The 12,023-nt window shown below is 71.5% G+C and carries 11 protein-coding genes; 6 read left to right on the plus strand and 5 right to left on the minus strand.

Translation table 11 applies throughout. The features are described 5' to 3' along the window. The first annotated feature begins 112 nt into the window (after positions 1–112). Positions 113–1,447 carry a carboxylesterase family protein gene (locus ASG53_RS04780; RefSeq protein WP_056129121.1) on the plus strand — a complete coding sequence of 445 codons (1,335 nt, stop codon included), beginning with the start codon at positions 113–115 and terminating at the stop codon, positions 1,445–1,447. 22 nt (positions 1,448–1,469) lie between these two features. On the opposite strand, the gene ASG53_RS04785 is transcribed toward ASG53_RS04780, so the two are convergent. Further along, positions 1,470–1,916 carry a winged helix-turn-helix transcriptional regulator gene (locus ASG53_RS04785; protein ID WP_056129125.1) on the minus strand — a complete coding sequence of 149 codons (447 nt, stop codon included), beginning with the start codon at positions 1,914–1,916 and terminating at the stop codon, positions 1,470–1,472. 142 nt (positions 1,917–2,058) lie between these two features. On the opposite strand from ASG53_RS04785, the gene ASG53_RS04790 reads away from it, so the two are divergent. Together ASG53_RS04790 and ASG53_RS04795 are read left to right on the plus strand one after the other, a co-directional pair. After that, positions 2,059–2,910, plus strand: a complete 852-nt coding sequence (locus ASG53_RS04790; RefSeq protein ID WP_056129130.1) for an SDR family oxidoreductase — start codon at positions 2,059–2,061, stop codon at positions 2,908–2,910. A 192-nt stretch (positions 2,911–3,102) separates the two neighbouring features. Further along, positions 3,103–3,612 carry a DinB family protein gene (locus ASG53_RS04795; protein WP_056129133.1) on the plus strand — a complete coding sequence of 170 codons (510 nt, stop codon included), beginning with the start codon at positions 3,103–3,105 and terminating at the stop codon, positions 3,610–3,612. Positions 3,613–3,798: 186 nt separating this feature from the next. Here the strand turns inward: ASG53_RS04795 and ASG53_RS04800 are convergent, their stop codons facing one another. The 3 genes from ASG53_RS04800 to ASG53_RS04810 all read right to left on the minus strand — a co-directional run bounded on the left by ASG53_RS04800 (position 3,799) and on the right by ASG53_RS04810 (position 7,646). Beyond that, the gene (locus ASG53_RS04800; protein WP_056129135.1) at positions 3,799–5,862 is read right to left on the minus strand and encodes a S8 family serine peptidase; all 2,064 of its coding nucleotides are present in this window, start codon (positions 5,860–5,862) and stop codon (positions 3,799–3,801) included. 417 nt (positions 5,863–6,279) lie between these two features. Continuing rightward, entirely contained in the window at positions 6,280–6,657 is a 378-nt protein-coding gene (locus ASG53_RS04805) for a universal stress protein (protein ID WP_056129138.1), read from the minus strand. A gap of 188 nt (positions 6,658–6,845) precedes the next feature. Further along, positions 6,846–7,646: an IclR family transcriptional regulator gene (locus tag ASG53_RS04810; RefSeq protein WP_056129142.1), complete on the minus strand. Its 801-nt coding sequence runs from the start codon at positions 7,644–7,646 to the stop codon at positions 6,846–6,848. Between the two features lie 83 nt (positions 7,647–7,729). On the opposite strand from ASG53_RS04810, the gene eda reads away from it, so the two are divergent. Together eda and ASG53_RS04820 are read left to right on the plus strand one after the other, a co-directional pair. Beyond that, complete coding sequence (gene eda / locus ASG53_RS04815) at positions 7,730–8,383, plus strand: bifunctional 4-hydroxy-2-oxoglutarate aldolase/2-dehydro-3-deoxy-phosphogluconate aldolase (RefSeq protein ID WP_056129145.1); 654 nt, start codon at positions 7,730–7,732, stop codon at positions 8,381–8,383. 1 nt (position 8,384) lies between these two features. Continuing rightward, positions 8,385–9,503 (plus strand): sugar kinase, encoded by a 1,119-nt coding sequence (locus tag ASG53_RS04820; protein WP_056129149.1) that lies wholly within the window; start codon positions 8,385–8,387, stop codon positions 9,501–9,503. Between the two features lie 139 nt (positions 9,504–9,642). On the opposite strand, the gene ASG53_RS20500 is transcribed toward ASG53_RS04820, so the two are convergent. Continuing rightward, complete coding sequence (locus ASG53_RS20500) at positions 9,643–11,166, minus strand: Ig-like domain-containing protein (protein WP_056129152.1); 1,524 nt, start codon at positions 11,164–11,166, stop codon at positions 9,643–9,645. 210 nt (positions 11,167–11,376) lie between these two features. Here ASG53_RS20500 and ASG53_RS04830 point away from each other — a divergent pair, with 210 nt between their 5' ends. After that, a complete protein-coding gene (locus tag ASG53_RS04830) occupies positions 11,377–11,871 on the plus strand; it encodes an Asp23/Gls24 family envelope stress response protein (protein WP_056129155.1) in 495 nt (164 codons plus the stop codon). The last annotated feature ends 152 nt before the right edge of the window (positions 11,872–12,023 follow it).

Genomic DNA, 12,023 nt, shown 5'->3' on the forward strand with positions numbered 1-12,023 from the left:
CACCTCGCGCGACCGGGTCAGGGCGGAGCACCGCGGCGTGCAGGGCGAGCCAGGGACCGAGGTGGTCGATACCCTTGATGCTGCCCGAGCGAGGACCACCGAGAGGGGCACCATGACCGAGCGACCGACCTTCAACCCGCCGTCGGGGACCGTCGTGGGCTGGGTCGACACCGACGCCGGCGTGCTGCGCGCCACGGGGATCCCCTACGCCACGGCGGGCCGGTTCGAGGAGCCGGTCCCGGCTGCCGACAGGACCGAGGTGCTCGAGGCGACAGGATGGGCGCCAGCGTGCCCGCAGGCACCGGTGGTCTTCCTCGAACGGGTGCTCGGCGGTGACTTCAGCTCGCTCGCGACGGACGAGAGCTGCCAGAACCTCTCGGTCACGGTGCCGCGTGACGTCCAGGCCGGGGAGCGGCTCCCGGTGATGGTCTGGATCCACGGTGGCTCGTACACCTCGGGTGCCGGGGACGTCCCGGTGATGGATCCGGCACCCCTGGTCGCCGAGCAGCGGGTCGTCGCGGTGACCGTCACCTACAGGCTCGGGATCTTCGGGTACCTCGGAGGGCGCGCCGGGCGCCCCGCGAACCTCGGGCTGCTCGACCAGGTGGAGGCACTGCGATGGGTCCAGCGCAACGTCGAGGCCTTCGGGGGAGATCCTGCGCGGGTGACGGTCTTCGGGCAGTCGGCGGGCGGGGATGCCGTCGCGCACCTCATGGCGGTGGCTGGGGCTGCGTCGTTGTTCTCCCGCGCGATCGTCCAGAGCGCCCCGCTCGGCATCTCCCGTGGGAGGAGCGCGATGAACGCGGCGATGCTCGAGGCCGCCGAGGGCATCACCGCGCAGACCCCGGTCGACGAGGTCGTCGCCCGGCAGTCTGCTGTCGCGAAGACCGCGAAGGGTTCGGGGCTGCGTGCTGCGATGCCCTTCGGCACCCAGTACGGCTTCGACCCGCTCCCGCCCGAAGACGCCGTCGACGACGCCTGGGACGCCGTGGCCGAGGAGGTCGACCTGCTCATCGGCTGCACCTCCGAAGAGGCTCGGCTCTTCGTCCGCGAGGTTCCCGTGGTCCAGCGGGTGATCGCGCTGCCCGTCGTCGGGCCGCTCGTGCGCCGTGCCCTCGTCGCTGCTCTCACCGAGGTCGTCTACGGGCGGTCGGCGCGGCGCTTCGCCCGTCGGCACGCGCGAGCAGGTGGGCAGGTGCACAGGTACGTGCTGTCGTGGTCCGCGCCCGGGAACCCGTGGGGTGCTGCGCACACTGTCGACCTGCCGATGCTCTTCGGCGACGAGAAGACCTGGGCGCGAGCCGAGCTGGTCGAGGGGGCGTCGTGGGACCAGGTCCAGGAGGCGGCACGAGCGGTCCGTGCTGTGTGGGGCGCCTTCGCCCGGGGTGACGACCTGGGGCGCGACGCGTCGGTCCCGGGTGTCCTCAGGTGCACAGCGGTGCGATGACCTGTCGACGGCCCTGCGCTGCTCAGGCGGGCTTGCGGGAGTCGTAGGCCTCGCGGGCCTCGACCACCTCGGGGACGGCGTCCTCGATGACGCGGATGAGCGAGGCGAGGCTGTCGGACACCTGGGTGCCGAGCGCAGTAAGGCTGTACTCGACGTGCGGCGGGATCGTCTCGCGGACCTCGCGGACCACCAGCCCGTCGCGCTCGAGGGCCTGGAGGGTCTGGGACAGCATCTTCTCGCTCACGCCGTCGATCTTGCGGCGCAGCGCGTTGAAGCGCACGGACCCGTCGCGCAGGGCCGCGAGCGCGAGGACGCCCCACTTCGCCGCGACGATCTCGAGGGTCTGCCGTGAGCTGCAGCCGCGCTGGAAGACGTCGGGGGCGAACTCTGAGAAGTCTTCGAGGTCGTCGGTCCCGACCTCGCGCGGTGCGGCGGGGTCGTGGGTCTCGACGTTCTCGGTCCTGGCCATGTCTCGAGTATACGACCGTGCATCAGGAACCGATAGTGCTGCGGAAAGGATTGCACTTTCGAAAAGTTAGTGCCATGCTCGTCGTGTTGCCGAATCGTCGCCGCGGGACCTGTCTGCGCGGCCATCTCACAAGGAGCACGCCATGATCGCTGTCACCGGAGCCACCGGACACCTCGGACGCCTCGTCGTCGAGTCCCTGCTCGAGCGCGGCACCCCCGCCGACCAGGTCGTCGCCGCTGTGCGCACCCCGGCCAAGGCCGCTGACCTCGCCGCCCGCGGCGTCCTGGTCCGCGAGGCCGACTACTCGCGCCCCGAGACTCTCGCGGCGGCCTTCGAGGGTGTCGACACCCTGCTGCTCGTCTCCTCCTCCGAGGTCGGCCAGCGCGTCCCTCAGCACATCGCGGTGATCGACGCCGCGAAGGCTGCGGGCGTCGGCCGCGTCGTCTACACGAGCGCACCGCAGGCCGACACCTCGACCCTCGTGCTCGCCCCCGACCACAAGGCGACCGAGGAGTACCTCGCGCAGTCGGGCCTGGCCACGACCATCCTGCGCAACAACTGGTACACCGAGAACTACCTCCAGCCCGTCCAGCAGGCCAAGGACTCGGGCGAGATCCTCGCGAGCGTCGGAGACGGCAAGGTCGCCTCGGCGCCCCGCTCGGACTTCGCCGAGGCCGCTGCCGTAGTCCTCGTCGACGACTCGCACGCGGGCAAGGTCTACGAGCTCTCGGGTGACGTCGCCTGGACGCACGACGAGCTCGCCGCCGCTGCCGGCGAGGTGCTCGGCCGCGAGGTCTCGTACCACCGCGTCTCGCCCGAGGAGCACGCCGCTGTCCTCGCAGGCTTCGGCCTCGACGAGGGGACCGTCGGCTTTGTCGTCGCTCTCGACGGCAACATCCGCGACGGTGAGCTCGCGACGGTCACGAGCGACCTGAGCACGCTCCTCGGCCGTCCGACCACCGGGCTCGTCGAGGCGCTGCGCGCAGCGCTCTGACGGTGACAGCGGACGCGGTGACAGCGGGCGGCCCCTGCCCTGCTGTGCGGGATTCCTGCCGGCCGGAGGGTCCGCGCGACCTGAGGTGATCGACGCAGAGGCCGGGGGTGCCAGGACGGCACCCCCGGCCTCTGCGCACCCAGCCCGCTGCGGGCCTTCACGCCGCCCCTTGGTCCTCTTACACTCGGGATCATGAGCGATGTGACGCAGGACACTCCCCGGACCCAGCCTCCCGGACGCGGTGACGAGAAGAGCACCCTCATGGGCTTCTTGATGCTCAACCGCGAGACCGTCGTCATCAAGGCGCAGGGTCTCAGTGACGAGGACGCCGCGCGGCGTCTGCTGCCCAGCCTCACCACGGTGTCGGGGATCATCCGCCACCTGGCCGACGTCGAGCGGTCGTGGTTCGTCGAGGCCGTCGAGCAGCGCCCCTACGACCGCCGCTTCGGCAGCGACGAGGACCCGGACGGTGAGTTCCGCGTGACCGCTCAGGACTCCCTGGCGGAGATCATCGACGACTACAGGGCGTCATGGGCGGAGGCTGACGAGGTGCTCGCCCGGCACGACCTCGACGAGGCGCCCGACAACCCCGAGTACCCGTCGCTCCGCTGGGTCCTCGTGCACGTCATCGAAGAGACCGCCCGGCACCTCGGGCACGTCGACATCCTCCGCGAGCTGCTCGACGGCACCACGGGAGAGTGACCGGGCGACCGGTCGTCGCCGGCACGAGGACCCGCGAGGCCGAGAGCGGCCTGCACGCAGAGAAAGGGGCACCAGCGATGCTGGTGCCCCTTCGCTGTGCGTGTCGTCTTCCCGGAGGACCGGGAGGACATGCCTCGCGTCGATCTGCCCGTGACGGAGGAGCGTGGCCTCAGGGCTTGCCGTAGGTCACTTGCGGGTCGAGGCCTTGATCTCGGCGTAGGAGGTGCTCGAGGCGGTCCCGGAGATCGCCGTGACCCGGACCGTGTACGCCGTGTTCTTCGCGAGGCCGGTGATCTGCACCGAGGTCTTGGGGCTCACGCCGTCCTTGACGGTCGTCCAGGTCTTGCGGTCGCGCGTGACCTGGACCTTGTAGTCGGTGACCTGAGGGCCAGACGTCGCCGGCGCCGTCCAGGCGAGGGAGAGCGTGGTGGCAGTGCTCGCGGTCACCTTCATGGCTCGGGGTGCGGAGGGCGCCGCGAGGGTCGTCACCTTGACGACGGCCTGCGCGCCTGTCGTCGTGCCGTCGGCGACAGGGGTGATGCGCACGCTGTAGGTCGCCGACGGGGCGAGACCCGTGAGCTGGACCTTCGGCGCCGTGCTGACGCCGTCGGCGAAGGTCGACCACTTCTTGCCGTCTCGTGACAGCTCGACTCTGTAGTCCGTGATGAGCGTGCCCGAGGTCGCGGGAGCGGTCCAGGTCAGCGCCGCGGTGGACGGGGCCCTCGACGTGACGGTGGGCGTGCGGATCCCCGAGGGTCGTGCGGCGGTCGTGACGGTGACCGTCGCCCACGGGCTCCGGCCTGCAGCAGCGTTCGCTGCCACCCGGACCTGGTACTTCGTGGCGGGGGCGAGCCCGGTGAGCCTGGCCGTCGTGCCCTGGGCAGCGACCGGTGTCCAGGTCTTCCCGTCGGTTGAGCGCTGGACCGTCCAGCTCGTGGCTGGGGTGCCCGCAGCGGGCGTCCAGGAGAGCGTGGCCGCGATGGTGGTGACTGCAGAGACCCCGAGCTTCGTCGGAGCAGCGGGCGCGACCGGAGCAGGCGCCGGGGTCGGCTTCGGTGCCGGTGCCGGTGCCGGAGCGGGCGCCGGAGCCGGAGCTGGAGCGGGCGCCGTGACCGGGGCTGTGGCCAGCGTGAGGCCGAAGAGTCGGTCCGGGCTGCCCGCGCTGCGGTCGGTGACACCCGTCCGGCTCGAGCTGACGAGCCTGTCGGTGACGTCCTTGGGGGTCAGCCGCGGGGAGTCGGCGAGCAGGAGCGCTGCGAGCCCGGCGACGTGCGGGGCTGCCATCGACGTGCCGGAACGGGTCGCCGTCGTGCCGCCGGGGGCTGTCGAGACGATGCGCTCACCGGGGGCGAAGCCGTCGACGCAGGTGCCCCAGCTCGAGAAGGTCGCGCGGGAGTCGGTGATCGTGCTGGCTCCGACGGTCAGTGCCGAGGGCACGTCCGACGGGGAGGCCTGGCAGGCGTCGGTGTTCGTGTTGCCTGCGGCGACGACGACGAGGAGGCCCGCTGCTGTCGCGGCGTCGACGGCCCGACCCATGATGTCGCTGCGTGCCCCCGACAGGGACATGTTGACGACCCCGGGCGTGCCGGCCGGGTGGTTCTTGACCACCCAGTCGAGACCGCTGATGACGTCGGACATCTTGCCCGACCCGGAGCACCCGAGGACACGGACCGGGACGACGGTCGCAGACTTCGCGACACCGTAGGTGCGCGAGGCGACAGTGCCGGCGACGTGGGTGCCGTGGCCGTGGCAGTCGGCTGTCCCGGTCGTGTCCGCGAAGGCGGAGAACCCCGGGGCGACCCGTCCGCCGAGCTCGGGGATCGCCGAGTCCACGCCGGTGTCGAGGACGTAGACGCGCACGCCCGCGCCGGCCGAGCTCGGGTAGGTGTAGGTCTTGTCGAGGGGGAGGGCCACCTGGTCGAGCCTGTCGAGGTCCCAGGGGGCGCCGCTCTGGCTCGAGCTCTCGGTGATGCTCACGTCGAGGTCGGGCTCGACCTCGGCGACGCCCTCGGTCTGGGAGATCGCGTCGATCTGCTCGGGTGTCGCCTCGACGACGTAGCCGTCGAGGGCGGCGTCGTACTCCTGGACCGTGGTGACACCCTGCTCGGCGAGGTCCGCGGTCACGGCGGCTGGGTCGCCGTCGACCTGGACCAGCCAGGTGGTCGGCTCTGCGGCAGGGTCGGCCGCGGTTGCCGGGAGTGCGCCAGCGGCGATGGTCCCCGTCGCCAGGGCTGCTGTCACCAGTGCCACGACAAGGCTTCTCAAGCCGGGTCTCGTGCTCGTCATGCTCGTGCCTTCCGTGTCCGCCGCAGCGGCACGGTGCCGGCTGCTGATCTATGTGCTCATCGGCGTGACGTTCGGCGCGGTTAAGCATTCAACTAGATTCCACCCACGGTGGAGCGTGACAAGTTCGACGTCAGGAGCGACGGGGATGGGCACTGTCGGACGTCGTCGCAGGTGCGGAGAGCAGGATCGTTGAATCCTCAACGAATTTCTGGGCGCAGTGTGACGAGAGACACGCCGAGCGGGGCTGCCGCGTCGGTGGTTCGCCCTGGCGGCGAGCGTCAGAGGAGCGTCCCGAGGGCACGGGTCAGAGGAGCACCCGACAGCGTGCGTCACAGGAGCGCCCTGAGGGCATGGGTCAGAGGTGCGTCTCGACGGCGAGCGTCAGTGCGTCGCCTTGATGACGAGCACCGGGACGGCCGAGTCGAGCAGCACGCGCTGCGTGGTGCTGCCGAGGAGGAACTTGCCGACGCTCGAGCGCTTGCGCGAGCCGATGACGATGACCTCGGCCCCGGAGCGCTCGGCGTGGTCGAGGATCGCGTCGGCGACGTCGATGCTGTCGAGGCGGAACGCGACCTCGACCTTCTCTCCTGCGACGGTCTCGAGCAGGTGGGCGAGGTGCGGGGGGACGGGCGCGGCATCGGGCTGCGGGGTCAGGACGAGCACCGTGACCGTCGTCGTGCGGCGGGCCGCCTCGGCCACGGCCGCCGCGAAGGCTGCCTCACCCTGAGGGGTCTCGTTGTAGGCCACCAGAACGGTCATGTCGCAGAACTCCTGTGTCAGTGCGAAGTGTCGAGCCGTGCGTGCGCAGGCCTACCGGTGCCCGGACTCCGATGGTCGGGACGCACGCAGGCCGAGCACACGACCCGTTCCCGTCACCGGGAGGTCGGGCCGCTGGTCACAGCCTAGGGCCAAGCGGCCCGTCTGGTCGTCCGGACGCCCTGTCTGTGTCAGCCGAGCTCAGCCGGCAGGCTCATCCCGGCCGGGAGGAGCGGGGGGATCTCCCGCGCGATGGTCGTCGCGAGCTCGGTCCTGCGGGCATCCGTCATGCGCTCGGACGGGGCCGTGATCGACATCGCCGCGATCGCTGCGCCGTCGCGCAGCAGCGGCACGGCGAGGCAGCTGATGCCCACCTCGTTCTCCTCGGTCTCGGTCGCGTACCCCCGCGACCGCGAGAGGTCGAGGATCTGGGCGAGCCGCTCGGCGGGCAGCCTGTCGCCGGCGAACCACGCGAGCGAGGCCGGGTCGACGGACCTGCGCGAGAGGATCGCGCGGCCGAGGCCTGTGGTCGCAGCGGGCTGGCGGCGGCCGACGGCCGACCACACGCGGACCGGACGGGCCGGTTCGACCTTGTCGAGGTAGAGGATCTCCGCGCCCGAGAGCACCCCGAGGTGCACGAGCTCGTCGGTCTGGGCGCACAGCGAGGTGAGGGCGTTCTGCAGCAGGCTCGGCAGGTTCTCCTCGGAGAGGTACGACGAGGCGAGGGCTGTGGCTGCGGGGCCGAGGACGTAGTGCCCGGTTGCTGCGTCCTGGTCGGCGAAGCCGCGGAACCTCAGGGCTGCGAGCGTGCGGTGCAAGGAGGTCTTGTTGAGGCCGAGCCGCTGCGCGAGGTCGGCGAGCGGCAGACCGCCCGTCCCGGCGGCACTGAGCTCTTGGAGGGCGAGGAGCGCCTTGTCGACGCTGCCCATCGGGGAGGTCGCGTCGGGGGAGCTGCCTGGGCGGTCTGTGCCGTCGTGACCCGCTCTGTCCATGGTCCCGCTCCTTTGTTATCCTGATTTCGCAACCGGCAACGACCGTTTGCCCATACGAAACGATAGCAGAGGTTCACGCGGACATGTCAGAGAAGACCATCACCGAATCCCTCGCGGCGGCACGGATCGTCCCCGTCGTCGTCATCGACAACCCCGACCACGCCGTCCCGCTCGGCAAGGCTCTCCTCGACGGCGGGCTCGACGTCATCGAGGTCACCTACCGCACAGCCGGAGCGCAGGCCGCGCTCACAGCGCTCAAAGCCCTCCCCGAGCTCGTCGTCGGAGCCGGCACCGTGGTGCGTCCCGAGCAGGTCGACAGCGCCGTCGAGGCCGGTGCGCAGTTCCTCGTCTCGCCCGGGCTCAGCGCTGCTGTCGTCGAGCGCGCGCAGGCTGTGGGTGTGCCGATCCTGCCCGGTGTCGCCACACCGAGCGACATCATGGCCGCCCTCGCGCTCGGCCTCGACATCGTCAAGCTCTTCCCCGCGGCGACCCTCGGCGGGCCCTCGGCGATCAAGGCCTTCTCGGCACCGTTCCCGGGTCTGCGCTTCGTCCCGACCGGTGGTATCTCCGCCGCGACCGTCGGTGACTACCTCGCCCTCCCGTCCGTCATCGCCGCAGGCGGCTCCTGGATGGTCGAGCGCAGCCTCATCGAGGCCGAGGACTGGGCCGAGATCACCCGCCGCACCGCCGAGGCCGTCGAGCTGGCCGCCCAGACCCCCGCCACGATCGGAGCCTGACATGCCTGAGACCACCAGCCCCGCCCTGACCGTCCGCCCCGCCGCAGACTGCGACTTCGACGTCGTGTCCCTCGGCGAGGTCATGCTCCGCCTCGACCCGGGCGAGCGCCGCATCAAGACCGCCCGCAGCTTCGACGCGTGGGAGGGTGGCGGCGAGTACAACGTCGCCCGCGGCCTGCGCCGATGCTTCGGCCTGCGCGGAGCTGTCGTCACCGCCCTCGCGGACAACGAGGTCGGCCGTCTGGTCGAGGACTTCATCCTCACCGGCGGCATCGACACGAGCTACATCCGCTGGGTCGACTACGACGGTATCGGCCGCTCGGTCCGCAACGGCATCAACTTCACCGAGCGCGGCTTCGGCGTGCGCGGGGCCGTCGGCGTCTCGGACCGTGGCAACACCGCCATCTCGCAGATGCAGCCCGGCGATGTCGACTGGGACGACCTCTTCGGCCGTCGTGGCGTCCGCTGGCTGCACACAGGCGGCATCTTCGCGGCGCTCTCCGAGTCCTCGGCAGACGTCGCCGAGGCGGCCATGCGCTCGGCCCGCGAGCACGGGACGATCGTGTCCTACGACCTCAACTTCCGTCCCTCCCTGTGGAAGGGCATCGGCGGCTCGGCCCGAGCCCAGGAGGTCAACACGCGGCTCGCGCAGTACGTCGACGTGATGATCGGCAACGAAGAAGACTTCACGGCCAGCCTCGGCTTCGAGGTCGAGGGCGTCGACGAGAACCTCACCGACCTCGACACCGGTGCCTTCCGCGCGATGATCGAGACCGCGGCCGCGGCGTACCCGAACTTCCAGGTCATCGCCACGACCATGCGCGGCGTGCACTCGGCGTCCGACAACGACTGGGGTGCGATCGCTTGGAGCCGTGAGCAGGGCTTCGCCGAGGCGACGCACCGCCCGAACCTCGAGATCCTCGACCGCGTGGGTGGCGGCGACTCCTTCGCCTCCGGCCTCGCCTACGGGCTCATGGAGATCGGCGACATCCAGTCGGCCGTCGAGTACGGCGCGGCTCACGGCGCGATCGCCATGACGACCCCGGGCGACACCTCGACGGCGAGCCTCGCCGAGGTCGCCAAGCTCGCCGGTGGAGGCTCCGCCCGCGTCCAGCGGTAGCTGCTCGCGCAGAGGGCCCGAGCCGACCGTGGCTCGGGCCCTCTGCGCTGTCGTCCGACGGTCGCGCTCACGCCGTCGAGCGGGTCAGCTGCGCTCCGGGGCCACCTGGAGCTGGCGGGTGGCATCGCCGGGAGACCTGTCAACAAGACCGGCGGCTGTGTGCCCGGCGGGTCAGTGGTCGTCGGGTCGTGCGGGCGGCGCGGAGCAGGGTGGCTCCGGCGGTGAGCAGCGCGCCGACCGACGCGGCGACAGCCGGCGCCGACCCGGGGCCTGTCACGGCAAGGGCTCGGGACTCGACTGCGGCGTCGGAGGGCGCTGACGTGGACGAGACGTCTGTCGCCGTCGCGGAGTGCTGCCGAGGGGCGGCAGATCCACCACCCGCACCTGCATCGAACGGTCCGGGACGCAGGACTGAGGTGGTCTGGTCCTGCCCGCCCGGCTCACGGGGCGGCCCGGGGACGGCAGGGGAGTCGTCGGGTGCAGCGGGTCCGGAGGGCTGAGGGGTCGGTGGGTCCGAGGGGCTGTCCGGCGTGGGCTCGGTGGGCCTGGTCGGGTCGGGCCCCGGGGCGGGAGCTGGGTCCGGCGCTGGAGACGGGACGGGGTCCGGCGCGGGCTCGGGAGCAGGAGTCGGACCAGGCACCGGCACCGGAGCAGGAGTCCCGGACCCCGACCCAGCCCCGCCCGAGACTGTCCTGACGAGACGTGCCGTCAGCACCTGCGTGCCACCGGCGTGGCTGAGGGTCACAGTGCTCGACGGCTCGTGCCCGAGCTCGACCAGATCGGCACCGAAGCGTCCGACCATGATCTCGCCGGGCCGGATCTCGTCGAGGGTCAGGGTGAAACCGCCCGGGTTGCACTCGAAGGCGAGCACGCGCTCGGGGGCCGATTCGAGGACCGAGTACACAGGGGTGCCGCGGCCTGCGCCGACCTGCCCGCTGAGCGAGAACGAGTCGCAGTCGAGGACCTGCCCCGGGTCCAGAGACTCCGTCACCGTGACGGGCCCGTCGAAGCCCTCGGCCCGAGACGGCAGGCGGATTTCCCAGCCGACGGCCGCCTGTGCCTGCGTCGTCCCCTGGTCGGTGTGCTGCCAGAATCCCCAGGTCCCGGCGTAGCCGTCGGGGACGACGTCCTCGGCGTCGCCGAGCATCGTCACGGGGACGGGCGTACCGGCGAGGTCGAGGACCCGCTGCTGCGGTGCGGTGCCGAAGCGGGCGCCGTGCCACGCGACGTCGAAGAACACGTGGCCGGTGACACCGGACCTCTCGTCGACGTAGTCGCTGAGGGTGACGACAGCCGTCCGCCCCTCCCACACGGCAGAGGCGACCCGGTCACCGTCCGGGCTGAGCAGGTCGAAGCCGACCGTCGAGAAGGGCCGCAGCTCGTCGGGCAGCGAGATCGTGAACGTGTCGCCGCCTCGTGCACCGTCCGGCACAGCCCAGGCGACGTCCAGCCGGACGGCCTCCCACGCCCAGAAGGTGGTCGAGGCGAGGGTCGCCGAGGTGACGGCAGACGTCAGCTCGGCCGCGACGGCGGGCGGGGCGGAGAGGACCGCCGGGCCGAGGCTCAGGCTGGCGAGGCAGAGGACCGCAGCACCGCGCGCAGAGATACGAGGTCGGCGGACGCGAGGCTGGGGCCGCCTGCGGGGGTTGGGGGATCGGGACATGCGTGCTCGTTCCGGGGGGGGGAAGGGGGAGGACGAGACGCCGCCGCAGCGGCGTCGGGACGAGGAGGATCGTCACCCGTCGCGCGGGGCGGCGCGACCGCTCGTCGCGGTTTCACCCGGCCTCCGAGAACTCGTCCGTGACGATCCGTGAGGTCGTGGCGTCCTTACCTGTGACCGTGTTTCACAGAGCACCACGAAGGAGAGCTCACCATGTCGCAGGACCAGATCCCCGCCACCGGCGAAGAACGTCGCGTCCGGGAGGCCGCGCAGGACGAGACCCAGCAGCGCGAGCTCGACGCCCTGCACACCGAGCACGGCGACACGACCGTCGCCGAGAGCGTCGTCGCCAAGATCGCCGGGATGGCCACCCGCGAGGTCCCTGGCGTCTACGCGATGGGCAACGCCGCGCGTCGTGCCGTGAACGCCCTCGCGCAGCGCATCCCTGGCAGCCAGACCAACGTCACCGGCGGCGTCTCCGTGGAGAAGGGCGAGACCCAGACCGCGATCGAGATCGCGATCGTCCTGGACTACGGCGAGTCGGTCGTCCAGGTCAGCGAGCAGATCCGCGAGAACGTCATCCAGGCCGTCGAGTACGGCACCGGCCTCGAGGTCGTCGCGGTGAACATCAACGTCACCGACGTGCACCTGCCGGACGACGACGCAGAGGACACGTCCTCCTCGTTCGAGTCGGCCGAGCTGCGCTGACCGACCCGGCGCTGCCCCACCCTGCGCTGCCACACCCTGCGCTGACCGACGCGCGCTGAAGCGTCGCCCCATGACGGCGGTGCGGGTGCCTGACCCCCCTCTGGCACCCGCACCGCTGACCCCCACGCTCTGGCCACCACCCTCATGCCAAC

The organism is Sanguibacter sp. Leaf3 (genome assembly GCF_001425965.1).
Lineage (GTDB): Bacteria > Actinomycetota > Actinomycetes > Actinomycetales > Cellulomonadaceae > Sanguibacter > Sanguibacter inulinus.

Coding starts and splice junctions, on each gene's coding strand:
- ASG53_RS04780 (WP_056129121.1), top strand. CDS start 113: ATGACCGAGCGACCGACCTTCAACCCGCCGTCGGGGACCGTCGTGGGC.
- ASG53_RS04785 (WP_056129125.1), bottom strand. CDS start 1,916: ATGGCCAGGACCGAGAACGTCGAGACCCACGACCCCGCCGCACCGCGC.
- ASG53_RS04790 (WP_056129130.1), top strand. CDS start 2,059: ATGATCGCTGTCACCGGAGCCACCGGACACCTCGGACGCCTCGTCGTC.
- ASG53_RS04795 (WP_056129133.1), top strand. CDS start 3,103: ATGAGCGATGTGACGCAGGACACTCCCCGGACCCAGCCTCCCGGACGC.
- ASG53_RS04805 (WP_056129138.1), bottom strand. CDS start 6,657: ATGACCGTTCTGGTGGCCTACAACGAGACCCCTCAGGGTGAGGCAGCC.
- ASG53_RS04810 (WP_056129142.1), bottom strand. CDS start 7,646: ATGGACAGAGCGGGTCACGACGGCACAGACCGCCCAGGCAGCTCCCCC.
- eda (WP_056129145.1), top strand. CDS start 7,730: ATGTCAGAGAAGACCATCACCGAATCCCTCGCGGCGGCACGGATCGTC.
- ASG53_RS04820 (WP_056129149.1), top strand. CDS start 8,385: ATGCCTGAGACCACCAGCCCCGCCCTGACCGTCCGCCCCGCCGCAGAC.
- ASG53_RS20500 (WP_056129152.1), bottom strand. CDS start 11,166: ATGTCCCGATCCCCCAACCCCCGCAGGCGGCCCCAGCCTCGCGTCCGC.
- ASG53_RS04830 (WP_056129155.1), top strand. CDS start 11,377: ATGTCGCAGGACCAGATCCCCGCCACCGGCGAAGAACGTCGCGTCCGG.